Here is a 23,806-nt window from a genome sequence, read left to right as displayed (position 1 = left end):
CCCGCAGCACCCGTGCAGGGCCCCGCAGCACCCGGCACGACGGCGTCCCGCGGCAGCGCTGTGCTGGCCGCCTGGGCCCGGAGCGGGCACGATGGGTAGATGACCGACTCACGCCCCGCGGTGACCGTCCGCGACGACCAGGAACGCCACGCCTTCCTCGCCCTGCTCGACGACGGCACCGAGGCCGGGGGCGCGTACTACCAGCGCAGCGACGGCGTCGTCACGTTCACGCACACCGAGGTCTCGCCCGACCTCGAGGGCCAGGGCATCGGCTCGGCGCTCGCCGAGGGAGCGCTCGGTGCCGTGCGGGACGCCGGCGAGCAGGTCGTGGCGCAGTGCAGCTTCATCGCGGCCTACCTCGACCGCCACCCGGAGCACCAGGACCTGCTCGCCGGTCGCTGACCGGCCCGGACGAGCCCGCCGATCAGGCGAGCGCGTCGCCGACGACCTGCTTGGCCTCGTCCTGCACCTGCGCCAGGTGGTCGGCGGACACGAACGACTCGGCGTAGATCTTGTACACGTCCTCGGTGCCGGACGGCCGCGCCGCGAACCACGCGTCCGACGTCGTCACCTTCAGCCCGCCGACCTTGGCGCCGTTGCCGGGCGCCTCGGTGAGCCGCGCCGTGATCTCCGCGCCGGCCAGGGTCGTGGAGGTGACCTGGTCGGGCGACAGGGCCGCGAGCTTCGCCTTCTCGTCGCGCGACGCCGGCGCGTCCACGCGGGCGTACCAGGACTCGCCGTGACGCTCCACCAGCTCGGCGTGGTGCTGCGACGGGGTCTTGCCCGTGGTGGCGATGATCTCGGAGGCGAGGAGCGCCAGGAGCAGGCCGTCCTTGTCGGTGGACCACACGCGCCCGTCGAGACGCAGGAACGAGGCGCCCGCGGACTCCTCGCCGCCGAAGCCGATCGCACCGTTCAGCAGGCCGGGCACGAACCACTTGAACCCGACGGGCACCTCGGTGAGGGTCCGCCCGAGCCCCGCGGCGACCCGGTCGATGAGCGCCGAGGACACGAGCGTCTTGCCGATCGCCGCACCCGCGGGCCAGTCGGGACGCGCGCCGCCGAACAGGTACTGGATCGCCACGGCCAGGTAGTGGTTCGGGTTCATCAGCCCGGCGTCCGGCGTGACGATGCCGTGCCGGTCGGAGTCCGCGTCGTTGCCGGTGGCGACGTCGTAGGGCGCGGTGCCGCCGTCGGGCCGCATCTGCTGCACCAGGGACGCCATCGCGTTCGGCGACGAGCAGTCCATGCGGATCTTGCCGTCGGTGTCCAGCGTCATGAACGCCCAGCGCGGGTCCACCTGGGGGTTCACCACGGTGAGGTCCAGCCCGTAGCGCTCGCCGATCGCGCCCCAGTACTCCACGGCGGCCCCGCCGAGGGGGTCGGCGCCGATGCGCACGCCCGCCGTGCGGATCGCCTCCAGGTCGAGCACGTTGGCCAGGTCGTCCACGTAGGTGGTCAGGAAGTCGTGGCGGTGCGTCGTGTCGGCGGCCAGCGCCTCGTCGAGGGAGACGCGGCGCACCGACGCGAGCCCGCCGCCACGCAGGATCTCGTTCGCGCGGTCGGCGATCCAGCCGGTCGCCTCGGAGCCGGCGGGGCCGCCGTGCGGCGGGTTGTACTTGAAGCCGCCGTCGCGGGGCGGGTTGTGCGACGGCGTGACGACGATCCCGTCGGCCAGGCCCGGCCCGGTGGTGCGGACGCCCTCGTCGGTGGCGGCCCCGTTGTGCACGAGGATCGACTGCGACACGGCGGGGGTCGGGGTGTACGAGTCGCGGGCGTCGATCATGACGGTGACGCCGGCGGCGGTGAGGACCTCCAGGGCCGTCTGCCAGGCCGGCAGCGACAGGGCGTGGGTGTCGCGGCCGATGAACAGCGGACCGTCGGTGCCCTGGGAGGCCCGGTACTCGACGATGGCCTGGGTGATGGCGGCGATGTGCGCCTCGTTGAAGGCACCGTCCAAGGACGACCCGCGGTGCCCGGACGTGCCGAAGACGACCTGCTGGGCGGGGTCGTCGACGTCGGGGGTGCGGTCGTAGTACGCGCCGACCACCTGGTCGACGTCGATGAGGTCTTCGGGGAGGGCTACCTGACCGGCGCGAGGGTGCATGGTTCGATCCTGCCAGCCCCGGGCGGGTGTGTCGCCCCCTCGTCCACCGGCGCCCGGTATCAGCGACCGGTCGCGGCCGCTCCCTGTCTGCGAGACGTCGGATCCAGGTCCGTCGGAGGGGGAGCCATGAACGTCGAACCGTGGTCCACGGTCGGGACCGGGGACGAGGGCCCCGCGGTGGCGGGGCTGCAGCACCTGCTGCGCCGGCACGGGCACACGGTGTCCGTGGACGGGGTGTTCGGGCCGCAGACCCGTGCCGCGGTGCGGACGTGGCAGGAGTCGAACGGCCTGGACGTCGACGGCGTGGTGGGTCCGCGCACCTGGCCGGGCGTGGTGGTGCCGGCACGGCAGGGCGACACCGGGGAGGCGGTCCGCGCCGTGCAGCAGTTCGGGCTGGTCCGGTCGCCGGGCGACCCCGAGCTCGTCGTGGACGGGCACTTCGGTGCGCGTACGGCGCAGCGGGTGCGGTTCTTCCAGGAGTCGTGGGGTCTGACGATCGACGGGGTCGCCGGTCGGGAGACCTGGTCGTTCCTCAGCACGCTGGTGCCGGGTCCGCGCCCGTGGCCGCTGGTCAAGGTGGGCTCCCGCCAGGAGGACAACTGGCGGGTCCGTCCGGCGCAGCACCTGCTGCGCGCGCACGGTGCGGACATCGTCGTGGACGGCGTGTTCGGTCCGGCGAGCGGCGAGGCCGTGCGGCTGTTCCAGCAGGGCCTGCGGGCCCGGTTCGTCAGCACCACGGTGGGCCAGCTCGACTGGCCGGAGCTGATCGTCACCGTGCGGCGCGGTGACGACGGTCAGGCGGTCCGTGCCGTGCAGGTGCTGCTCGGCGTCACGGTCGACGGCGTGTTCGGCCCGGCGACGGAGTCGGCCGTGCGGGGCTTCCAGTCGACGTTCGCCCCGCCGTCGGACGGCGTGGTGGGGCCGATCACCTGGTTCACCCTCACGCAGCGGCTGTTCGACTGACGTCCGCCTCGACGGGCCCGCGCAGGGCGCGGGCCACGAGGACGATCGCGACGAGCACCCCGAGCGTGACGAGCAGCCCGACGGCGGTGCCCGCCCCGAGGGCGAGCGCGACGTAGCCGCACAGGGCCGCCAGGGCGGCGGCGCCCGCGTACGGCAGCTGGGTGAGGACGTGCACGATGACGTCGCAGCCGGCACCGGTGGACGACAGGATCGTGGTGTCGCTGATGGGGGAGACGTGGTCGCCGAGCACGGCGCCCGCGAGGACCGCACCCAGCGCCGGGAGCAGCAGGTCGGGTTCGCCGACGGCGTTCATGATGCCGCCCACGAGGGGCAGCAGCAGCGCGAACGACCCCCACGAGGTGCCCGTGGCGAACGCCATCGCACCGGCGAGCAGGAAGATCACGGGGATCAGCCAGGCGGGGGAGAGGGAGGCGTCCTCGACGAGCCCGCCGAGGTACTCCCCGGTGCCGAGCTGCTCGATGAGCCCGGTGAGCATCCAGGCGAGCACGAGGATGCTCACGGCGGGCCACATCGCCCGGAAGCCCTCGACCCAGCCCTGGCCGAAGTGGCGTGCCGAGAACTCCGGGTTCGGCGTCGTGTACCGCAGGTAGTAGTAGATCGCGGCCGCCAGGCCGAGGATCCCGCCGACCATGAGCGCGGCGCTGGTGTCGGTCTCGGTGAGGATGTCCACCACCGACCAGGACCGGGCGACGTCGTAGCCCGTCCACACGATGCCGGCGAAGACGCCGACGACCAGCAGGGCGAACGGCACGAACAGTGCGCGCTTGGCGCCCGGCTCGTGCACCGGCAGGTCCTCGGAGAGCTGGCCGGGCACGGTGGCGTCGTCGCTGAACGTCCGTCCGTGCTCGACGGCGCGCCGCTCCTCGCGGCGCATCGGACCGACGTCGAGCCGCAGCGCGACCACCAGCCACACCGTCACCGCCGCCGCGATCGCGTAGAAGTTGTTGGCGGCCGCGCCGAGGAACGCCTGCACGCTGGACGTGCCCAGCGTGGAGGCGGCGATGATGGGCGCGAGGATGCCCATGATGTACGCGCCCCAGCTGGAGAAGGGTGCGAGGACGGCGACGGGCGCCGACGTGGAGTCGATGATGTAGGCGAGCTTCGCGCGCGCCACCCGGTGCCGGTCCGTCACGGGCTTGGCGACCTGCCCGACGGCGAGGGCGTTGAAGTAGTCGTCGATGAAGATGACGATGCCCATGATGGCGGGCAGGAGCTGTGCGCCGCGGCGGGTGCGGATGCGGTGCACCGCCCAGTCGGCGAACGCTGCCGTGCCGCCCGACATCATGATGAACGCCGCGATGACCCCCAGCATCAGCGTGAACGCCAGGATGTAGACGTACCAGGTGTTGACCGCCCCCGCCTCGAAGTCCCAGAAGATCCCCGCGAACGCCTCCCACACGAGGCGCAGCGTCTCGACCGGGGCGAGGTCCGCGATGAGCAGCGCCGCGGCCAGCACCCCCGCACCGAGGCTGACGAGCACCTTCTTCGTGACGATGACCAGGGCGATCGCGAGCACGGGCGGCACGAGGGTGAGGATCGGGTAGCTCTCGATCATGGACGGCCTCCGCAGGTCACGTTGGGCACGACGCTAGGGGGCGACGCGGCTCCCGGCATCCCGACGACCTGCGGCGCGACCGTTCACCGCGCGCTGTTGTGCGAGGCGACTTACCGTGCTGGGGGCGGACGCCGCGGTCCGCACCCACCGTGAGCACACGAGAGGCCGCATCATGGGACGGATCCGAGCAGGAGCAGGCCGGGCGTTCGTCGCCGCGCTGACGACGGCGGCACTCACCGTGGGCGGAGGTGTCGCGGCCGTGGTCGCGGCAGCGCCCGCCCAGGCGGCGACCGTCGTCACCCCACCCCTCGCCGACGACACCTACGTGCTGTCCTCGTACTACGGACCGCGGTGCATGCCGGTGCGGTCCTCGTCCACGTTCCACCTCGGCCAGGACATGGGTGCCGGCAGCGGGACGGACGTGCGGGCGATCGCCAAGGGGAAGGTCACCAAGGCGGGTGCCGTGCGCGGGTTCGGGCAGTGGGTCGTCATCGACCACACGATCGGCGGGACCACCTACTCCTCGCTGTACGCCCACGTCCTCGACGGGGACAAGCGCGTCAAGGTCGGCCAGACGGTCAAGAAGGGCCAGCACATCGCCGACGTCGGCTCGACGGGCACCTCGTCGTCCCCGCACCTGCACCTGGAGATCTGGAAGGGCGGGTACGGCAAGGGTTCCACCGTCGACCCGCTGTCGTTCCTCAAGGGGCAGGGCGTCGACCTGACCAAGCGGTCGGTGCGCAACTACACGCGGTCCACGCCGTCGTCGTGCTCGTACTACACGGCCGGCAAGGTGCGGCTGCGCTCCGGCCCGGGCACCGGGTACGCGACCCTGCGGACCCTGCAGTCGAACGTGAGGATCACGGGCAAGCCGGGAGCCGGGTCGGGCGAGTGGCGCAAGGTGACCCGCTCCGGGAAGACCGGCTGGGTGCACCGCGACTACGTCTCGCCGTCGTACACCTCCCAGGGGACGCGCTACACGCTGACGACGCTGAACATGCGGTCCAAGGCGACGACGTCGTCCCGCGTGGTGCGCAGGCTGCCCGCCGACGCGCGCCTCACCATGCTGCGCGAGATCAAGGGCAGCTGGCAGCGCGTGCGGTACGGCAGCACCAACGGGTGGGTGCACGCCCGCTACATCTCGGACACCAAGGACGGCGCGCAGGTGGTGCGCAACTCCTCCGGCAGCACGTACTCGTGGGTCGACGTCTCCAAGCTGCAGCTGCGCAAGGGGCCGTCGACGTCGTCCGACAAGATCCGCACCCTGGAGCGCGACATGCGCGTCAAGCACCTCGCCACCATGTCGAACGGCTGGATCAAGGTGCAGCGGGGGTCGAAGGTCGGCTACGTCGCGTCCAGGTACCTGACGTCCGACAAGCCCTGACGAGCGAACAGCCCTGACGAGCGAACAGCCCTGACGAGCGACGGCGCGACGCCGGGCGGGCGCCGCGCCGTCGCCGAACGTGTCAGGCGTGCCGCACGTGGCTGGGGTCGGACTCGTTCCACACCCTGTCCAGTGCGGTGACGACGTAGGTGTAGTCGGTGCCGGGCTCCGCCGTGGTGTCGACGAGCTCCTGCACCACCCCGCCTCGGGTCCGGGCCGTGGCGACGAGATGCGTGGCGTCGTCGACGTCGACGTGCTTGCGGTGGCCGTCGGTCCGGTAGACGGCGAACGACGTCGCGCGAGCTCGTAGCGGCGCGGCGTCGAGCCAGCGCAGGGCGACGCCGTCACCCGTGTGCGTGGCGCGGGCCAGGACCGGCGGCCGCACGGCGGTGCCGGGCAGGCCGGGGACCACGGGCACGAGGGCGGGCCGGGAGTAGTGGTCGGCGAGGACCTGCGACATCGCGCCGCCCACGTCCTGCGGGAGGTGCTTGGCGGAGTACCAGGCGTTGCCGTGCACGGGCGTGCCCTGCGCGGTGACGTCGTGGCAGAGGTCGAGGTGGTTCGACAGCTCCGCGGGGTCGGTGAACACCCCGGAGGTGACCTTGTACAGGGCCTCCCCGATGTACAGGTGCGTGTTCGAGCGGGACGCGACGTCCGCCCACCACGGCACGAGCGCGGCGTAGTCCGCGACGGCGAGCCCGATCTGCCAGTAGATCTGCGGGTTGACGTAGTCGAGCCAGCCCTCGAGCACCCAGCGCCGGGTGTCGGCGTACTGGGCGTCGTAGCTCTGGGTGCCCGCGGTGTCGGAGCCGCGCGGGTCGGTGGACGCGTTGCGCCAGATGCCGAACGGGCTGATGCCGAACTTGACCCACGGCTTGATCTGCTTGATGCGCACGGACATCTCGCGGACGAACGTGTCGACGTTGTGGCGGCGCCAGTCCTCGATGCCGGCGAACCCGGCGCCGTAGGTGGCGTAGGTGTCGGCGTCGGGGATCTCCTGCCCGGACACGGGGTAGGGGTAGAAGTAGTCGTCGAAGTGCACGCCGTCGAGGTCGTAGTGCCCGACGCTGTGGAGGATCGCGAGGTAGATGTGCTCGCGGGCCTCGGGCTTGCCGGGGTCGAAGTAGAGCTTGCCGCCGTACTCCCACCCCCAGTCGGGGTGCCGGCGGGCGGGGTGCTCGGCCACGAGGCGGGTCGGGTCGGACTGCATGGAGACGCGGTAGGGGTTGTACCAGGCGTGCAGCTCGAGGTTGCGGGCGTGGGTCTCGGCGACCATGAACTCGAGCGGGTCGAAGCCGGGGTCCTGGCCCTGGGTGCCGGTGAGGTACTCGGACCAGGGCTCGTAGGGGCTGGGCCAGAACGCGTCGGCGGTGGGCCGCACCTGCACGAAGACGGCGTTGAGACGGAACCGGACGGCGACGTCGAGCCAGTGGCGGTACTCGTCCTTGAGCTCGTCGGCGCTGAGGCCGGTGCGTGACGGCCAGTCGATGTTCACCACGGACGCGATCCACATGGCGCGCAGCTCGCGCTTGCGGGGGCCCGACGCGGCGTCGGCGTCGGTGCCGGTGCCGGTGGCTGTGGCGGCGGCCGCGGGGGCCATGGATCCGACGGTGACCGTCAGTGCGGAGCCGGCGACGCCGGCGGTGGCGAGGGTGAGGAATCCGCGCCGGCCGAGGCCCTGGACGTCGGGTGGAGCGGCCGGTTCGATGCCGGACGGGGCGACAGGGAGCGTCATTGCGTGTCCTTCGTCAGACGGTAGGTGTGGAACAGAATTTCACAAACCATGCTGACAAGGAAGAGATTCTTCACACCTGGGCGCGGACGAGGCCCCTCGGCAGGGTGGGACGCCCGCCGCGCCCGGTCAGGGGACGGTCAGGCCAGGTGGTCCTCGACGAGGCTCGCCGCGACGCCGGTGTAGGTGGCGGGCGTGAGGTCGGCGAGGCGCGCGGCGACGTCGTCGGGCAGGCCCAGGCCGGCGACGAACTCCCGCATCCGGGCGGCGTCGACGCGCTGACCCCGGGTCAGCTCCTTGAGACGCTCGTACGGGTTCTCCATGCCCTCGACCCCCGCCACGGAGGCGGCGCGCATCGCGGACTGCACCGGCTCGCCCAGCACCTCCCAGTTGGCGTCGAGGTCGGCGGCCATGAGGTCGGCGTCCACCGCGAGGGCGTTCAGGCCGCGGCGCACGTTGTCGATCGCGAGCAGCGAGTGGCCGAACGCGGGGCCGATGTTGCGCTGCGTGGTGGAGTCGGTGAGGTCGCGCTGCAGGCGGCTGGTCACGAGCGTCGCCGACAGCGTGTCCAGCAGCGAGCAGGAGATCTCGAGGTTCGCCTCGGCGTTCTCGAACCGGATCGGGTTGACCTTGTGCGGCATCGTCGAGGAGCCGGTGGCGCCCGGCACGGGGATCTGCCGGAAGAAGCCCAGCGAGATGTACGTCCACACGTCGGTCGCGAGGTTGTGCAGGATCCGGTTGAAGCGCGCGACGTCCGCGTAGACCTCCGCCTGCCAGTCGTGGGACTCGATCTGCGTGGTCAACGGGTTCCACGTGAGGCCCAGGTGCTCCACGAACGCGCGGGAGACGGCCGGCCAGTCGGTGCCCGGCACGGCCACGCTGTGCGCGCCGTACGTCCCCGTGGCGCCGTTCAGCTTGCCGAGGAACTCCGCCCCGGCGACGCGGCGCAGCTGGCGGCGCAGGCGGTGGGCGAGCACCGCGAGCTCCTTGCCCATCGTGGTGGGCGTGGCCGGCTGGCCGTGGGTGCGGCTCAGCATCGGCACCGCGGCGTGCTCGCGCGCCATGTCGGCGACCTGGTCGCCCAGCGCGGTCGCGGCGGGCAGCCACACGTCGACGACGGCGCCGCGCACCATCAGCGCGTAGCTGAGGTTGTTGATGTCCTCCGACGTGCAGGCGAAGTGCACGAGCTCGCTCGCGGCGGGCAGCGACGTCCCGCCCAGCGCGGCGCTCGCGACGTCGGCGGCCAGGCGACGCTTGATGAAGTACTCCACGGCCTTGACGTCGTGCACCGTCTCGCTCTCGATCGCGGCCAGCTCGGCGATCTCGTCCGCGCCGAAGGTCGCGGGGATCCGGCGCAGGTAGGCGATCTCGGCGTCGGTGAGCATCGGGGCGCCCGGGACCACGGGGCCGGCGACGTCGCCGGTGCCGTTGCACAGCACGATCAGCCACTCGACCTCGACCTGGATGCGGGCCCGGTTCAGCGCGGCCTCGCTGAGGTGGTCGACCAGCGGGGCGACCGCGCCGCGGTAGCGGCCGTCGAGCGGGCCGAGCGCGATCGGCGGGGTGACGTCGGCGAGGTTCACCCGGGGCTGGTCGGCTGCGGGTGCGGCGGGCACGGCGGACGAGGGCTGCGGCGAGGTGGAGGTCACGTGCGGCATTCTCCCACGCGACACCACGGAGGCACGAGGCCGTCCGGGGGCGGGGGCGCACGACGACCGCGCTCCCGGGCGACCCCAGGGCCCGCTCGTCCACAGGTCGTCGCCGCTCCACGACGACGCCGGGGCGGCCGCGCCTAGCGTCCCCGGTCATGAGCATGCCCACCACGTCCACCACGCCGCCCGGTGCGGGTCCGCAGGTGCCCGCGCTGGCGACCACCGAGACCGCCGTCGCCGCCGCGCACCTCGTCTCCGCGCGCCGAGAGCTGGACGCCGCCACCGACACCCTGCGCCTCGCGACCCGCCTCGGGTGGGAGTCGAGCGCCGCCGACGCCTGCCGCGCCGAGATCTCCCGGCTGCTCGGCGGGCTCGACGCCGACAGCGCCGCCCTGGACCAGGCGCTCCTCGTGACGCGGTCGTGCGAGTCGTGAGCGCGGCGGTGAGCGGGCGCGACCCCCGCGACACGCTCGTCGTCGTCGGGGGACCGGCGGTGTCCCGGGTGGACGGCGACCAGGTGCGGTCCGCGGCGCTCCGGCTCGCCGCCGCCGCCACCGCGCTGGGGGTGGCGACCGGGGCCTGCCTGGCCGCACGCGGAGCACTGGACCGGGCGGTGTGGGCCCCAGCGCCCTGGGGCGACGTCGACCCCGGCAGGGTCGGCCGGCTGCGGTGGGCACGCACGCTCGCCGCCGAGTCCGCCGACGCCCTCGGTCGGCACGCCCGCCACTGCACGACGCTGTCCGAGCGGCTGCTCCTCGCCGCCGGCCTCCACCAGCACGCCGAGTCGACGGCCGAGACGATCGTCGGCGGAGTCGTGACCGTGGCCACCGGCACGCTGGCGTTCGCCGTCACCACCGTGGTCGACCATCCCGCCGTCGGGCACCTGCCCCGGCTGTACGGCAAGGCTGCGCTCACCCTGCTGGTGACCGGCGAGGACGACCCTGACGTCGGAGGGCGGGCGACCGCTGGTACTGCGACCGCTGGTACTGCGACCGCTGCGCCGGCGCCCACCGGGTCCGCCGTCGCGGAGGAGCCCGGGCCCCTGGGCGGTCTGCTGCGCACGGTGGCGCCGTACGCGGACGAGGCGATCGCGGGCGCCGGGGTCGGGGTGGCGCTCGGGGCGTCGGCGGCCGCGGGCGGGGACGTGTCCGTCACCGGAGGGGCCAGGGTGCTGTCCACCGCCGTCGAGAGCGTGCTGCCCGACTCCGTCGTCGAGATCGAACCGGTCGCCCCCGGCGAGTTCACCGCCGCGGCACCCCGCTGGTCGGACCGGCCCGCCCAGGAGGTGGCCGAGGCGGTCGCCCGGACCGCCGACCTCTACCCGGCCGGCAACGGCGTCCCGGGTCGTGAGGTGCCCGGCGCGCCGGAAGGCACCGTCGCCGTGCAGAAGACCGTCGACGCCGACGGGTCCGTGTCGTGGCTCGTCGTCGTCCCCGGGACCCAGGACCTGCTGTCGCTGAGCCACCCGTTCGACGTCGACACCGACCTCGACCTGATGGCCCGGGAGATCGGCGACGTCGCCACCGGGGTGGCGCAGGCGCTCGCGGACGCCGGCGCCGAACCGGACGAGCCGGTGGTGCTGGTGGGGCACTCCCTGGGCGGTCTCGCGGCGACGTCGCTCGCGTCGTCGCCGTGGTTCCGGCGTCGGCACCGGCTCGGCGGCGTCGTGACCGCCGGTTCGCCGACGGCGACGTTCCGCACCCCGCCCGGCGTGCCGGTGCTGCACCTGGAGAACACCGAGGAGCTGGTCTCACCGCTCGACGGACGCTCCAGCGCCGAGAACCCGGCCACGGTGGACCGGGTGACCGTCGGGCGGCGCCTCGCCGGCTCGGGGGTGCCCGCCGACGTCGCGGCGTCGGGCAGCGTCAGCGCCGCCCACCAGGTCGCCACCCACCTGCGCACGCTGCAGGCGGCCCGCGGTGCCGGCAGCGTGCAGGTCGCCGCCGTCACCGCCCGGATCGAGGAGCACCTGGACGGCGAACGCGCCGAGACCCGGTACTACCGGATCCGGCGCGTTCACCAGGACGACGGGTGAGTCAGGCCTTCTTGTCGGGGATGACGAGGCCGACGAGCGCCTGCAGGATCGCCAGGATGAGGGCGACCCACAGGTACCACCAGAAGTCGCCGTCGATCTGCAGGCCCCACTGACCCAGCCAGTCCTGACCGGTCAGCCACGTGGTGATCCACAGCATGAAGGCGTTGATGAGCAGGTAGAACAGCCCGAGCGTGAGCACCAGGAGCGGGATCGACAGGACCGTGACGATCGGCTTCACGATCATGCTGACCAGCGCGAAGATCAAGGAGACGCCGAGCAGGCCGAGGATGTAGGAGAGGACGTCGTCAGTGGGGTAGATGACGACGCTGTCGAAGATCAGGTCACACAGCCACAGTGCGAGCCCTGTGGCCACGACACGCAGGATGAAGTTCATGCGCCACATCGTGGCACGGGCGGACCTCCGAGGACACCGGAAACGCGCGGTTCGTCCCGTTCGACGACGTGGCGGACGCCAGGATCACGCCGCCCGGGCGGTCGATGGCATCCTTGACGGCTGTGAGCACCACTGAGCCTGCGTCGTCGTCCACCGTCCCGCTGCGCGCCGCCGTCGCGGCGCTGCCCGCCTACGTGCCGGGGGCTCGCCCGGACGGTCAGGCGTGGAAGCTGTCGTCGAACGAGAACCCGTACCCGCCGCTGACGTCGGTGCTCGCCGCGATCCAGTCCGCGGCCGCCGACGCGAACCGCTACCCGGACATGTACGCCACCGAGCTGGTGGAGACGATCGCCGGGTTCGTCGGGGTGGACCCCGCGCAGGTCGTCGTCGGCAACGGCTCGGTCGCCGTGCTCCAGCACGTCCTGGAGGCCGTCGTGGAGCCGGGCGACGAGGTGCTGTTCCCGTGGCGCTCCTTCGAGGCGTACCCGATCATCACCGCCGTCGCGGGCGGCACCGCGGTCACGGTGCCCGTGGGCGCCGACGGCCGCCTCGACCTGCCCGGCATGGCCGCCGCCGTCACCGAGCGCACCCGCGTCGTGCTCGTCTGCACGCCGAACAACCCGACCGGGCCCGTCGTCCACGCCGACGAGCTCGACGTGTTCCTCGCCGCCGTGCCGCACGACGTCCTCGTCGTCGTCGACGAGGCCTACCTGGAGTTCGTCCGCGACCCGCAGGCGCCCGACGCGCTCGCCGTGCTGCGCGACCACCCGAACGTCGTCGTGCTGCGCACCCTGTCGAAGGCGTACGGGCTGGCGGGGCTGCGCGTCGGGTACGCGCTCGCGGAGCCGCGGCTCGCCGCCGGGATCCGGGCCACGTCCACCCCGTTCGGCGTCAACCACCTCGCCCAGCGGGCAGCCGTCGCCGCCCTGCAGCCGCCCGCCCAGGCCGAGATGACCCAGCACGTCGACGCGCTCGTCGCCGAGCGCACCCGTGTGCGGGACGTGCTGCGCGAGCAGGGCTGGGACGTGCCCGCCACGCACGCCAACTTCGTGTGGCTGGCCACCGGGGAGCGGACGACGGAGCTCGCCGCCGCCGCGGCCGCCGCCGGGGTGCTCGTGCGGCCCTTCGCGGGCGAGGGCGTCCGCGTCAGCATCGGCGAGGTCGCCGCGAACGACGCGTTCCTCGACCTCGCCCGGACCTGGCGGTGACCGTCCGCCCTCCGGCCGGCTCGCGTGCGAACGCCCGCGCCGACGTGCCGACCCGCATGGTCAGCGGCGTCGCCCCGGCTGAGCGGCGACGACTGCGTCCTGGGCGACGAACCACCCGAGGTGCTCGACGCCAGATCGGCTCGCTCGACGAGGAGGACTTCGCCGCGATGGACGCCCAGGACCCCGCCGACGCCCTGGTCGCCGCGATGGCGGCCTCGACCGAGCCCGACTGACGGCGGCTCAGCGCGGCAGGTTGCGCAGGTTGGAGCGCGCCATCGACATGACCTCGCCCATGCCGCCGCCCAGGATCTCCTTCGTCATCGCGGTCGCGAACCCCCGCACCTGGCCGGTCGTGATCGACGGCGGGATGGACAGCGCCCGCGGGTCGGTCATGACCTCCACCAGTGCGGGGCCGTCGGCCGCGAACGCGCTCGTGAACGCCCTGGCGAGGTCCTTCGGCTTGGTGACCCGCGTGGACGGGATGCCGACGGCGGACCCGATCGCCGCGTAGTCCACCTCCGGGGAGTCCGTGCCGTAGGACGGCAGCCCCTCGACCAGCATCTCCAGCTTCACCATGCCGAGGGTCGCGTTGTTGAACACGACGATCTTCACCGGCAGGTCGTAGGCGCGCACCGTGATGAGCTCGCCGAGCAGCATGGACAACCCGCCGTCCCCGGCGAGCGCCACCACCTGGCGGCCCGGCTGCGCCATCGACGCGCCGATCGCGTGCGGCAGGGCGTTCGCCATCGAGCCGTGGATGAACGACCCGATGACGCGTCGCTGCCCGTTGGGGGTGAGGTAGCGGGCGGCCCACACGTTGTTCATGCCGGTGTCCACGGTGAACACGGCGTCGTGCGCGGCCGCCTCGTCGAGCTGCACCGCGGCGTACTCGGGGTGGACGGGCGTGTGCTTCTCCACGTTGCGGGTGTACGCGCCGACCACCTTGGTCATCGACCTGGCGTGCTTGGTGACCATGGAGCGCAGGTACTTGCGGTCGTCCTTGCGCTCGATGCGCGGGTTCAGCAGCCGCAGCGTCTCGCCGACGTCGCCGTGCACGGGGATGTCGAGGCGGGTGCGGCGGCCCAGGTGCGAGGCGTCGATGTCGATCTGCGCGGTGGGGACGTCGGCGGGCAGGAACGAGTCGTACGGGAAGTCCGTGCCGACCAGGATCAGCAGGTCCGCGGAGTGGATCGCCTCGTGGCAGGAGCCGTACCCGAGCAGTCCCGACATGCCGACGTCGTGGGGGTTGTCGTACTGGATGATCTCCTTGCCGCGCAGCGAGTGGCCGACGGGCGCGGCCGCGAGGTCGGCGAGCTGGAGCACCTCGTCGCGGGCGCCGCGGGCACCGGCGCCGACGAACAGGGCGACCTTGCGGGCGGCGTTGACGGCCTCGGCCAGGGCGGCGACGTCCGCGTCGTGCGGGACGACCCGCGCCGGGCAGGCGCCGGGGATGAGGACGGGTGCGTCGTCGTCGGGCACCTCCTGGTCGGCGACGTCCCCGGGCAGGGTGAGGACGGCGACGCCCGGTGCGGCCAGCGCGTGCTGGATCGCCGAACGGGTGACGCGCGGGAGCTGCGCGGCCGTGGAGATCATCTCGGAGAACACGGACGCCTCGTTGAACAGGCGGTCCGGGTGAGTCTCCTGGAAGAACTTGGTGCCGATCTGCGGGCTGGGGATGTGCGAGGCGATCGCCAGGACCGGCAGGCCGGAGCGGTTCGCGTCGTACAGGCCGTTGATGAGGTGCAGGTTGCCGGGGCCGCACGACCCGGCGCAGACCGCCAACCTGCCCGTCACCTCCGCCTCGGCCGCGGCGGCGAACGCTGCGGCCTCCTCGTGGCGCACGTGCACCCAGTCGATGCCGTCGGTGCGACGCACGGCGTCCACGACGGGGTTCAGCGAGTCCCCGACGATGCCGTAGATGCGTTCGACGCCGGCGGCGACGAGCTGGTCGACGAGGTGTTCGGCGACGGTGCGGGCCATGGCGGGGACCTCCAGGGGGTGGGGACGTCGGTCCTTCCACCCTGCCCCCGGATCGCGCCGGGCGCGCGCGCTGCGGCGGTGGTGCCGGTCACGCCGCCGAGTACGCCGCATCGTTCGGGACGATGGAGGCGCCGGCCGCCGACGACGGACCGCTCGCTAGGACAGGTCGCGCAGCGCCGCCGGGATCGGCTCGTCTCCCGTGGTGAACCGGACGAACTCCCCGACCGTCTCCGGGATCCGCAGCACGGCGGCCGCGACCTGGGCGACGTCGGCGCGCGGCACCTCCGAGGGTCCGCCGCGCTCGAGGCGCTCGTCGGGGCCCAGGACGCGGATCCGTCCGGTGGGCGGCCCGTCGGTGAGCGTGCCGGGGCCGAGGATCGTCCAGTCCAGCGCGGTGCCGCGCAGGTGGTCGTCGGCGGCGAGCTTGGCCTCCGCGTACGGGAAGAAGCTGGAGTCCTCCGGGACGCCGTGGTCCGGGACGGCGCCGACGAAGGACACCATGACGTACCGGCGCACCCCCGCCTGGGCGGCGGCGTCCATGGAGCGGATCGCGGCGTCGCGGTCGACGGCGTAGGTCCGTTCGGGCGAACCGCCGCCGGCCCCGGCCGTCCAGACGACGGCGTCGGCGCCGTCGAGCGCGGCGGCGATCTCGTCGGTGGTGGCGTGCTCGACGTCGAGCAGCAGCGGTTCGCCGCCGAGGTCGGCGACACGGTCGAGCTGTTCGGACTTGCGCACGGCGCCGACGACCTCGACCGCGGGGCCGCTGCCCCCGTCGGCCAGGAGCGGGACGAGAAGCTGCGCGACCTTGCCGAGCGCGCCGATGACGACGACCTTCATGACGGACCTCCGTGACGTCGGGACTGCTCCTCCCACCGTCGCGCACCCGGGGCGCGGGCGCCAGCCGGTCGTCCACCGGTTCGACGGGCGCCGTGGGCAGGACACCTACTCGGCCACGCTGGCCAGCACCTGTGAACGGTGCGACGGGGCGTGGCGCCTGTTGGTCCACCAGCACACCCTGGCCCGAATCCCACCCCGCTCAGCCCGAGGCTACGACGTCGGACGGCGTGTTCCCCTCCAGGTAGCGGGCGCCGGGCCCGAGCGTGGCCGCACGGTCGCCGGGGTTCTGCAGCACGCAGCGGTCCAGGGACAGGCAGCCGCAGCCGATGCAGGAGTCGAGGTGGTCGCGCAGGTCCTCGAGGCGGGCGATGCGCTCGTCGAGCAGGCCGCGCCACGACCGGGAGATGCGCCCCCAGTCCACCGCGGTCGGGGTGCGGCCGTCCGGCAGGGTGGCGAGCGCGGCCCCGATCTCGTCGAGGGAGACGCCCAGCCGCGACGCCGTGCGGATGAAGGCGACGCGGCGCAGCACGGTGCGTTCGTAGCGGCGCTGGTTGCCCGCCGACCGGGTCGCCTCGATGAGGCCGAGCGACTCGTAGTACCGCAGGCCCGACGTCGCCACCCCGCTGCGGCGCGACACGTCGCCGATGGTCAGGTAGCGCTCGACCGACATCCGCTCTCCCTGCGTGCTTGACCTCAAGTTCACTTCAACTTACAGGCTGGGGTCATGATCCTCACACCGCCCCACCGAACCGACGTCACCGAGCTCGTCGCCCGCGTCACCGGCGACGAGAAGCACGACCCCAGCGCCCATTCCACCCTCGACGTCGTCCGGGTCCTGTTCGAGCGCGTCCTGCACGTCGAACCCGACCGCCCCGACGACCCCGACCGAGACCGGTTCGTCCTGTCCAAGGGTCACGGCCCGGCCTCCACGTACGCCGTCCTGGCCGCGCACGGGTTCATCCCCGCCACCTGGCTCGACGACGTCGCCTCCTGGGACTCACGGCTCGGCCACCACCCCGACCGGACGCTCGTGCCCGGCATCGAGATCGGCAGCGGCTCCCTCGGGCACGGCCTGCCGATCGCCGTCGGGATGGCCCTCGGCCTCCGCGACCGTCCCGCAGCGCGCGTCGTCGTCCTCGTCGGGGACGCCGAGCTGAACGAAGGCAGCAACGCCGAGGCGATCCAGGTCGCCGGACGGTACGGCCTCGGCAACCTCACCTGCGTCGTCGTGGACAACCACAGCGACGAGCTCGGCTGGCCCGGTGGCATCGCCGCACGCTTCGCCGTCGAGGGCTGGGCCACGTCGGAGGCCGACACCCGGTCCGACGACGAGCTCGCCACAGCGCTCGGTCGCACCGCACCCGACCGGCCCACCGTCGTCGTCGTCGACCCGACCCGGCGGCGCACCGAGGAGGAGGCGGCATGACCCCGACGACCCCGATCACGTCGATGACCTCGATGCGCGAGAGCTTCTACGCCGAGCTCGACCCGCTGCTCACCGCGGCCGATGACGCCGTCGTCGTGCTCGCCGCCATCGGTGCCGGCCAGACGGCCCCCACCGCCGCGCGCCACCCGGGCCGCGTGATCGACGTCGGCATCCGCGAGCAGGCGCTCATCGGCGTCGCGGGCGGTCTCGCCCTCACCGGGCGGCGCCCGATCCTGCACTCCTACGCGCCCTTCCTGGTGGAACGCCCCTACGAACAGCTCAAGATCTCCCTCGGGCACCAGGACGTCGGGGCGATCCTCGTCAGCATCGGCGCCTCCTACGACGCCAGCTCCGAAGGACGCACGCACCAGGCGCCCGCCGACGTCGCGCTGCTCGGAGCGCTGCCCGGCTGGACCGTCCACGTGCCCGGCCACCCGGACGAGGTGAGCCAGATCCTGCACCGCGAGGTCCACCGCGACGGACGGGCCTACGTCCGGCTGTCCACGCAGGTCAACGACCGCGCGTACCCCACCGACGGCCGGATCCACGAGGTGCGCGAAGGCGACCGGACCACCCCGCTCGTCCTCGCCGTGGGGCCCATGCTCGACGTCGTCCTCGCCGCGACCCGCGACCTGCCCGTGCGCGTGGCCGGCACGAGCACGCCCCACCCGCTGGACACCGCCGGGCTGCGGGCGCTCCTCGGACCCGCCGACGCGCTCGTCGTCGTCGAGCCGTACCTTGCCGGGACCAGCGCGGCAGCCGTCGCCGCGGCGCTCGCGGACCGGGCGGTGCGCGTGGCGCACGTCGGGGTGCCACGAGAGGCGGAGCTGCGCCGGTACGGGACGCCCCGCGACCATGCGGCGGCGCACGGGCTGGACGCGGCCGGCGTCCGGCGGCGCGTGGTCGCGTTGCTCGACCAGTGCCATTCGTCCGGCGGTGGCCGTGCCGGATTCCCGCCTCGGCTGCGATGATGGGCGGGTGCGTACCATCCGGCAGAGCCACAAGCTTCGGGACGTCCGATACGACGTCCGCGGTCCCATCCTGGCCGAGGCCCAGCGCCTCGAGGCCGAGGGGCACCGCATCCTCAAGCTGAACATCGGCAACACGGCACCGTTCGGCTTCGAGGCGCCGGAGGCCATCGTCGCCTCGATGACGCACCACCTCACCGACGCGCAGGGCTACAGCGACTCCCGGGGCATCTACCCGGCCCGCACCGCGGTCGCGCAGTACTACCAGTCGCGGGGGCTCAAGGACACGGCCGTCGAGGACGTCTTCATCGGCAACGGCGTCTCCGAGCTCATCTCGATGGTGCTGCAGGCGTTCGTCGACGAGGGCAACGAGATCCTCGTGCCCGCCCCGGACTACCCGCTGTGGACCGGCGCGGTGTCGCTCACCGGCGGCACCCCGGTCCACTACCGGTGCGACGAGGAGAACGGCTGGATGCCGGACCTGGCGGACATCGAGTCGAAGATCACCGAGAACACCCACGCGATGGTGATCATCAACCCGAACAACCCCACCGGCGCGGTGTACAGCAAGGAGATGGTGGCCTCGCTGGTCGACATCGCCCGGCGTCACGACCTGGTGATCTTCACCGACGAGATCTACGAGAAGATCGTCTTCGACGACGCCGTGCACCACCACGCCGCCAAGGCGGCGGGCGACGACGTGCTGTGCCTGACGTTCAGCGGCCTGTCCAAGGCGTACCGGGTGTGCGGCTACCGGGCCGGCTGGGTGATGATCTCCGGACCCAAGGAGCGGGCGACGGAGTTCATCGAGGGACTGACGCTGCTGGCCAACATGCGCATGTGCGCGAACGTGCCGGGGCAGCACGCCATCCAGACGGCGCTCGGGGGCTACCAGTCGATCGACGAGCTCATCGTGCCCGGTGGCCGGTTCTACGAGCAGGCGATGCTCGCCGACAAGCTGCTCAACGAGATCCCCGGCGTGACGTCCGTGCGCCCGCGCGGCGCGCTCTACTGCTTCCCGCGCCTCGACCCCGAGATGTACAGGATCGACGACGACGAGGCGTTCGTCATCGACCTGCTGCGGTCCAAGAAGATCCTCGTCACGCACGGCACCGGGTTCAACTGGTTCGAGCCGGACCACTTCCGGCTCGTCACCCTGCCCGACGTCGAGGTGCTGGAGGAGGCCATCGGCCGGATCGCGGAGTTCCTGGCCCAGCGGCGGTAGCCCCGGCAGCCCCTGGTTGCCCGCGGTAGCTCCCCGTTGCCCACGGCAGCCCCGTCTGCGTGACGTCGCAGGTCGCGGAACACTTCGTCCATGGACAACGTGGACTACGACCAGTTCGTCAACGACTACGGCTGGCTCTTCGGCGGGGCAGCGATCGCCGTGTACCTCGTGTTCCTGGTCTTCGCGTTCGCGCAGTGGCCGGTGCTGCGGGAGCGGGACGCGCTGCGCAGCGGTCACGGCGGCGGGTACGCACCCCCGCGCTGACCCGTCCGGCCCCGGAGGGCGGCCCGGAGCGTGCTCCGGGCCGCCCTCGTGCTGTGCCAGGTGGCGGCCACGGGTTGGAGGGTTCCTCCAAAACGGCTCGCGCGACATTGGCACCGCCACCAGGGGGTCCTCCCCGGGGTCCACAACCTACGCTGGCGTAGGCTACGAAGGCGTAGGTTTCTCGTCCGTCGCACCGCGAACGGCGAGGAACCTCGTGCGCAGCCGGAGCAGATCAGCCCTGCCAGGGCCGCCAGCGAAGGAGACCACGTGCCGCACCGTGCCACCGACGGGGCCGACGACGCCCCTGTCGACGTCGTCCCGCTCGTCCAGCTCGTCACCCCCACGGGTGAGCGTGTCACCGAACCCGACAACTCCGGTCCGGGTTCCGCACCCGTCGACCATGCCGCCTACGCGGCGCGCGTCGCCCACCTCACCGGTGACGACCTGCGCGCCATGTACCGCGACATGGTCCTCACCCGCCGTTTCGACGACGAGGCCACGGCGCTGCAGCGTCAGGGCGAGCTCGGGCTCTACGCGCAGTCGACCGGCCAGGAGGCCGCCCAGGTCGGCCCCGCCCACGCCCTGTCCCCGCAGGACGTGATCTTCCCGTCCTACCGCGAGCACGGGATGCTGCACGTGCGCGGCGTCGACCCCGTGGACCGGCTGCGCCTCTACCGCGGCACGGACCACGGCGGCTGGGACCCGGCGGCGCACAACGTCAACGTGTACACCCTCGTCATCGGCTCGCAGACGCTGCACGCCACCGGCTACGCGATGGGCGTCCAGCGCGACGGCGCGGTCGGCACCGGCGACCCCGCGCGGGACACCGCCGTCGTCGCGTGCTTCGGGGACGGCGCGACCAGCCAGGGCGACGTCAACGAGGCGCTCGTGTTCGCCGCCGTCAACGACGCCCCCGTGGTGTTCTGGTGCCAGAACAACCAGTGGGCCATCTCGGAGCCCACCAGCCGCCAGACCCGCGTGCCGCTGTACCGCCGCGGCGAGGGCTTCGGCATCCCCAGCGTCCGGGTCGACGGCAACGACGTGCTCGCGTGCTACGCCGTGATGGCCGAGGCCGTCGAGCGGGCGCACGCCGGCCACGGCCCCACGTTCGTCGAGGCGTTCACCTACCGCATGGGCGCCCACACCACCTCGGACGACCCGACCCGCTACCGCGAGCGCGCCGAGGAGGAGTACTGGCGCCAGCGCGACCCCGTCGACCGGCTGGAGGCGCTGCTGCGCGCCGAGGGTCACTGGGACGACGCGTGGGCCGCGACGGTCGAGGCGGACGCCGACGAGCTCGGCGAGACGCTGCGCACCGGCGTCCGCGAGCTCGGCGCTCCGGCGCCCGGGACGATGTTCGACCACGTGTACGCCACCCCGCACACCCAGGTCGACGCCGAGCGCGAGTGGTTCGAACGGTACGAGTCCGAGACGGCGCAGTCCGTCGGCGCCGAGGAGGTCGCCCGATGAGCACCCAGACGATGCCGCTGGCCAAGGCGCTCACCGCCGGCCTGCGCTCCGCCCTGGAGGGCGACGACAAGGTCCTGGTCATGGGGGAGGACGTCGGCCGGCTCGGCGGCGTGTTCCGGGTGACGGACGGGCTGCAGAAGGACTTCGGCGAGCACCGGGTCGTGGACACCCCCCTCGCGGAGGCCGGGATCGTCGGGACCGCGATCGGGCTCGCGATGCGCGGCTACCGGCCGGTCTGCGAGATCCAGTTCGACGGGTTCGTGTTCCCCGCGTTCGACCAGATCACCACCCAGCTCGCCAAGCTGCACTACCGCACCGGCGGCAAGGTCCAGGTTCCCGTGGTCATCCGCATCCCCTACGGCGGTGCGATCGGTGCGATCGAGCACCACTCGGAGTCGCCGGAGGCGCTGTTCGCCCACACCCCCGGGCTGCGGGTGGTCACCCCGGCGACGTCGCAGGACGCGTACGACATGATCCGTGCCGCCGTCACCTCGCCCGACCCGGTGATCTTCTTCGAGCCCAAGGGCAAGTACTGGTCCAAGGGCGAGGTCGACCTCGCGGCTCCCGTCTCCGCGGACGTGCTCCAGAAGGCGCGCGTCGCACGGGCGGGCACCGACGTCACGCTGGTGGCCTACGGCCCGACGGTCGCCACCGCCATGGAGGCCGCCGACGCGATGGCGGCGGAGGGATCGAGCGCCGAGGTGATCGACCTGCGCTCCATCTCCCCGATGGACGTGCCCACCGTGGCCGAGTCGGTGCGCCGCACCGGGCGCTGCGTCGTCGTGCACGAGGCCCCGACCTACTTCGGCTCGGGCGCCGAGCTGGCCGCCCGCGTGTCCGAGGAGTGCTTCTACTCGCTGGAGGCGCCGGTGCTGCGCGTCGGCGGTTTCCACACGCCGTACCCCGTGGCCAAGATCGAGCACGACTACCTGCCCAGCGTCGACCGCGTCCTGGACGCCGTCGACCGCGTGCTGGCGCACTGAGACGGCGGAGACGAGACATGAGCACGCAGCGCTTCCCCCTGCCGGACGTCGGCGAAGGCCTCACCGAGGCGGAGATCGTCGAGTGGAAGGTGGCCGTCGGTGACACGGTCGCGGTCAACCAGGTGATCGTCGAGATCGAGACCGCCAAGTCGCTCGTCGAGCTGCCGTCGCCCTGGGCGGGCACCGTGACGGCGCTGCTCGCCGACGAGGGCACCACGGTCGACGTCGGACGACCCATCATCGAGATCGGTGCCGGCACGTCGGGCGCGCCTGCGGACGGCGCTGCTGTGGGCGGTGCTGCTGCAGATGGTGCGACGGCGGACGGTGCTGCTGCGGCCGACGCCGGGTCGGGTGCGGTGCTCGTCGGGTACGGGACGGGAGCGGCCGGGGGCGGACGACGCCGTCGCCGTCGCACGTCCGCCACCCAGGACGCGGCTCCGGCCGCCACCCACGGCGCGGGGCCCGCCGCGCCGGTCGCTCCGGCTCCCGCTCCCGCTCGTCCCGTGGCCGCGGTCCCGGCCCCGGCGGCGGCCCCGACCGGCCCGGCGACCCCGACCGGCCCGGAGGCGCCGGGCCCCGGCATCGTCAAGCCGATGGTGAGCGTGCCCGCTGCGGACTCCGCGACGGACGGGCCGTCGTCGACCCGCCCGCGCGTGCTCGCCAAGCCGCCGGTGCGCAAGCTCGCCAAGGACCTCGGCGTCGACCTCGCCTCGGTGCACCCGACGGGACCGGGCGGCATCGTCACGCGGGAGGACGTCGTCGCGCACGCCGAGGCGGCCGAGCCGCGCCGGCTGGCCACGTACCCCGACGACGACGCGCCGTGGGCGGCGTCGACCAACGTCTCGGACGACGGCCGCACCACCCGGGTACCCGTCAAGAGCGTGCGCAAGCGGACGGCGGAGGCGATGGTCGCCAGCGCGTTCACCGCCCCGCACGTGACGGTGTTCCACACGGTCGACGTCACCCGGACGATGAAGCTGGTGGAGAAGCTCAAGTCCGACCGCGACTTCTCCGAGGTGCGGGTCACCCCGCTGCTGATCGCCGCCAAGGCGGCGCTGCTCGCGATCAAGCGTCACCCGGAGATCAACGCGAGCTGGGACGACGCCGCCCAGGAGATCGTCTACAAGCACTACGTGAACCTGGGGATCGCGGCCGCGACGCCGCGGGGTCTGGTCGTGCCGAACGTCAAGGACGCCCATCGTCTCGAGCTGCTCGGGCTCGCCGAGGCGCTCGGTGAGCTCACGGCGACGGCGCGGGCCGGGCGGACGTCGCCGGCCGACATGGCGGGGGGCACGTTCACCCTGACGAACGTGGGCGTCTTCGGCATCGACACCGGCACCCCGATCCTCAACCCGGGCGAGGCGGGCATCCTCGCGTTCGGGGCGATCCGGCAGCAGCCGTGGGTGCACAAGGGCAAGATCAAGCCGCGCTGGGTCACCCAGCTCGCGCTGAGCTTCGACCACCGGCTGGTGGACGGCGAGCTCGGCTCGCGCTTCCTGTCCGACGTCGCGCGCGTGCTGGAGGACCCGGCCCGCGGGCTCGTCTGGGGCTGACCCCCACCGGACGGGCGGACGTCACACGGGCGTCGTCCGGGCGTGGCCC

General features: G+C 73.0%; 22 protein-coding genes. 14 read left to right on the top strand and 8 right to left on the bottom strand.

Annotated elements, in window-relative coordinates:
* Window positions 1–99: 99 nt before the first annotated feature.
* Window positions 100–402, top strand: a complete 303-nt coding sequence (locus tag ACNHYB_RS10145) for a GNAT family N-acetyltransferase (RefSeq protein WP_418275222.1) — start codon at window positions 100–102, stop codon at window positions 400–402.
* Window positions 403–424: 22 nt separating this feature from the next.
* On the opposite strand, the gene pgm is transcribed toward ACNHYB_RS10145, so the two are convergent.
* A complete protein-coding gene (gene pgm, locus ACNHYB_RS10140) occupies window positions 425–2,107 on the bottom strand; it encodes a phosphoglucomutase (alpha-D-glucose-1,6-bisphosphate-dependent) (protein WP_418275221.1) in 1,683 nt (560 codons plus the stop codon).
* A 126-nt stretch (window positions 2,108–2,233) separates the two neighbouring features.
* Here pgm and ACNHYB_RS10135 point away from each other — a divergent pair, with 126 nt between their 5' ends.
* On the top strand, window positions 2,234–3,070 hold the full coding sequence (locus tag ACNHYB_RS10135; RefSeq protein ID WP_418275220.1) for a peptidoglycan-binding domain-containing protein: 837 nt from the start codon (window positions 2,234–2,236) through the stop codon (window positions 3,068–3,070).
* Here ACNHYB_RS10135 and ACNHYB_RS10130 read toward each other — a convergent pair.
* Window positions 3,048–4,646, bottom strand: a complete 1,599-nt coding sequence (locus ACNHYB_RS10130) for a Na+/H+ antiporter NhaC family protein (protein WP_418275219.1) — start codon at window positions 4,644–4,646, stop codon at window positions 3,048–3,050. The two genes, ACNHYB_RS10135 and ACNHYB_RS10130, sit on opposite strands and share 23 nt — an antisense overlap.
* Before the next feature lie 172 nt (window positions 4,647–4,818).
* Between ACNHYB_RS10130 and ACNHYB_RS10125 the strand changes: the two genes are divergently transcribed.
* Window positions 4,819–6,030 (top strand): SH3 domain-containing protein, encoded by a 1,212-nt coding sequence (locus ACNHYB_RS10125; protein WP_418275218.1) that lies wholly within the window; start codon window positions 4,819–4,821, stop codon window positions 6,028–6,030.
* 82 nt (window positions 6,031–6,112) lie between these two features.
* Here the strand turns inward: ACNHYB_RS10125 and ACNHYB_RS10120 are convergent, their stop codons facing one another.
* The gene (locus ACNHYB_RS10120) at window positions 6,113–7,765 is read right to left on the bottom strand and encodes a glycoside hydrolase family 10 protein (protein ID WP_418275217.1); all 1,653 of its coding nucleotides are present in this window, start codon (window positions 7,763–7,765) and stop codon (window positions 6,113–6,115) included.
* A 137-nt stretch (window positions 7,766–7,902) separates the two neighbouring features.
* Entirely contained in the window at window positions 7,903–9,420 is a 1,518-nt protein-coding gene (gene purB / locus ACNHYB_RS10115; protein ID WP_418275216.1) for an adenylosuccinate lyase, read from the bottom strand.
* A 149-nt stretch (window positions 9,421–9,569) separates the two neighbouring features.
* Here purB and ACNHYB_RS10110 point away from each other — a divergent pair, with 149 nt between their 5' ends.
* Both ACNHYB_RS10110 and ACNHYB_RS10105 read left to right on the top strand, forming a co-directional pair.
* Window positions 9,570–9,848 carry a hypothetical protein gene (locus ACNHYB_RS10110; protein WP_418275215.1) on the top strand — a complete coding sequence of 93 codons (279 nt, stop codon included), beginning with the start codon at window positions 9,570–9,572 and terminating at the stop codon, window positions 9,846–9,848.
* Window positions 9,845–11,449, top strand: a complete 1,605-nt coding sequence (locus tag ACNHYB_RS10105) for a hypothetical protein (protein ID WP_418275214.1) — start codon at window positions 9,845–9,847, stop codon at window positions 11,447–11,449. The genes ACNHYB_RS10110 and ACNHYB_RS10105 overlap by 4 nt, the downstream gene beginning before the upstream one ends.
* Before the next feature lies 1 nt (window position 11,450).
* Here ACNHYB_RS10105 and ACNHYB_RS10100 read toward each other — a convergent pair whose 3' ends face one another.
* Window positions 11,451–11,843 (bottom strand): phage holin family protein, encoded by a 393-nt coding sequence (locus ACNHYB_RS10100; protein ID WP_418275213.1) that lies wholly within the window; start codon window positions 11,841–11,843, stop codon window positions 11,451–11,453.
* Window positions 11,844–11,947: 104 nt separating this feature from the next.
* On the opposite strand from ACNHYB_RS10100, the gene hisC reads away from it, so the two are divergent.
* On the top strand, window positions 11,948–13,051 hold the full coding sequence (gene hisC, locus ACNHYB_RS10095) for a histidinol-phosphate transaminase (RefSeq protein ID WP_418275212.1): 1,104 nt from the start codon (window positions 11,948–11,950) through the stop codon (window positions 13,049–13,051).
* Window positions 13,048–13,284, top strand: coding sequence for a hypothetical protein (locus ACNHYB_RS10090; RefSeq protein WP_418275211.1), 237 nt, complete (start codon window positions 13,048–13,050; stop codon window positions 13,282–13,284). The genes hisC and ACNHYB_RS10090 overlap by 4 nt, the downstream gene beginning before the upstream one ends.
* 7 nt (window positions 13,285–13,291) lie before the next feature.
* Here the strand turns inward: ACNHYB_RS10090 and ACNHYB_RS10085 are convergent, their stop codons facing one another.
* The 3 genes from ACNHYB_RS10085 to soxR all read right to left on the bottom strand — a co-directional run bounded on the left by ACNHYB_RS10085 (window position 13,292) and on the right by soxR (window position 16,538).
* Window positions 13,292–15,031 (bottom strand): pyruvate dehydrogenase, encoded by a 1,740-nt coding sequence (locus ACNHYB_RS10085; RefSeq protein WP_418275210.1) that lies wholly within the window; start codon window positions 15,029–15,031, stop codon window positions 13,292–13,294.
* 156 nt (window positions 15,032–15,187) lie between these two features.
* A complete protein-coding gene (locus ACNHYB_RS10080) occupies window positions 15,188–15,868 on the bottom strand; it encodes an SDR family oxidoreductase (RefSeq protein WP_418275209.1) in 681 nt (226 codons plus the stop codon).
* 199 nt (window positions 15,869–16,067) lie between these two features.
* Window positions 16,068–16,538: a redox-sensitive transcriptional activator SoxR gene (gene soxR, locus ACNHYB_RS10075; protein ID WP_418275208.1), complete on the bottom strand. Its 471-nt coding sequence runs from the start codon at window positions 16,536–16,538 to the stop codon at window positions 16,068–16,070.
* A 54-nt stretch (window positions 16,539–16,592) separates the two neighbouring features.
* Here soxR and ACNHYB_RS10070 point away from each other — a divergent pair, with 54 nt between their 5' ends.
* The 7 genes from ACNHYB_RS10070 to ACNHYB_RS10040 all read left to right on the top strand — a co-directional run bounded on the left by ACNHYB_RS10070 (window position 16,593) and on the right by ACNHYB_RS10040 (window position 23,757).
* Entirely contained in the window at window positions 16,593–17,294 is a 702-nt protein-coding gene (locus ACNHYB_RS10070; protein WP_418275207.1) for a thiamine pyrophosphate-dependent enzyme, read from the top strand.
* Window positions 17,291–18,265, top strand: a complete 975-nt coding sequence (locus tag ACNHYB_RS10065; RefSeq protein WP_418275206.1) for a transketolase family protein — start codon at window positions 17,291–17,293, stop codon at window positions 18,263–18,265. The genes ACNHYB_RS10070 and ACNHYB_RS10065 overlap by 4 nt, the downstream gene beginning before the upstream one ends.
* Window positions 18,266–18,272: 7 nt before the next feature.
* The gene (locus ACNHYB_RS10060) at window positions 18,273–19,487 is read left to right on the top strand and encodes a pyridoxal phosphate-dependent aminotransferase (RefSeq protein ID WP_418275205.1); all 1,215 of its coding nucleotides are present in this window, start codon (window positions 18,273–18,275) and stop codon (window positions 19,485–19,487) included.
* Window positions 19,488–19,577: 90 nt separating this feature from the next.
* On the top strand, window positions 19,578–19,751 hold the full coding sequence (locus ACNHYB_RS10055) for a hypothetical protein (protein ID WP_418275204.1): 174 nt from the start codon (window positions 19,578–19,580) through the stop codon (window positions 19,749–19,751).
* Between the two features lie 267 nt (window positions 19,752–20,018).
* Window positions 20,019–21,221 (top strand): pyruvate dehydrogenase (acetyl-transferring) E1 component subunit alpha, encoded by a 1,203-nt coding sequence (gene pdhA, locus ACNHYB_RS10050; RefSeq protein ID WP_418275203.1) that lies wholly within the window; start codon window positions 20,019–20,021, stop codon window positions 21,219–21,221.
* Window positions 21,218–22,204, top strand: a complete 987-nt coding sequence (locus tag ACNHYB_RS10045; protein ID WP_418275202.1) for an alpha-ketoacid dehydrogenase subunit beta — start codon at window positions 21,218–21,220, stop codon at window positions 22,202–22,204. The genes pdhA and ACNHYB_RS10045 overlap by 4 nt, the downstream gene beginning before the upstream one ends.
* Before the next feature lie 17 nt (window positions 22,205–22,221).
* Window positions 22,222–23,757, top strand: a complete 1,536-nt coding sequence (locus ACNHYB_RS10040; RefSeq protein WP_418275201.1) for a dihydrolipoamide acetyltransferase family protein — start codon at window positions 22,222–22,224, stop codon at window positions 23,755–23,757.
* Window positions 23,758–23,806 lie beyond the last annotated feature (49 nt).

Origin of the sequence: Isoptericola jiangsuensis, from assembly GCF_048320105.1 — a bacterium.
In the GTDB taxonomy this organism is placed as follows: Bacteria; Actinomycetota; Actinomycetes; order Actinomycetales; family Cellulomonadaceae; genus Isoptericola; species Isoptericola jiangsuensis_A.
Note: the sequence above shows the minus strand (reverse complement) of the source record. Positions and strands in the feature narration are given on the sequence as shown.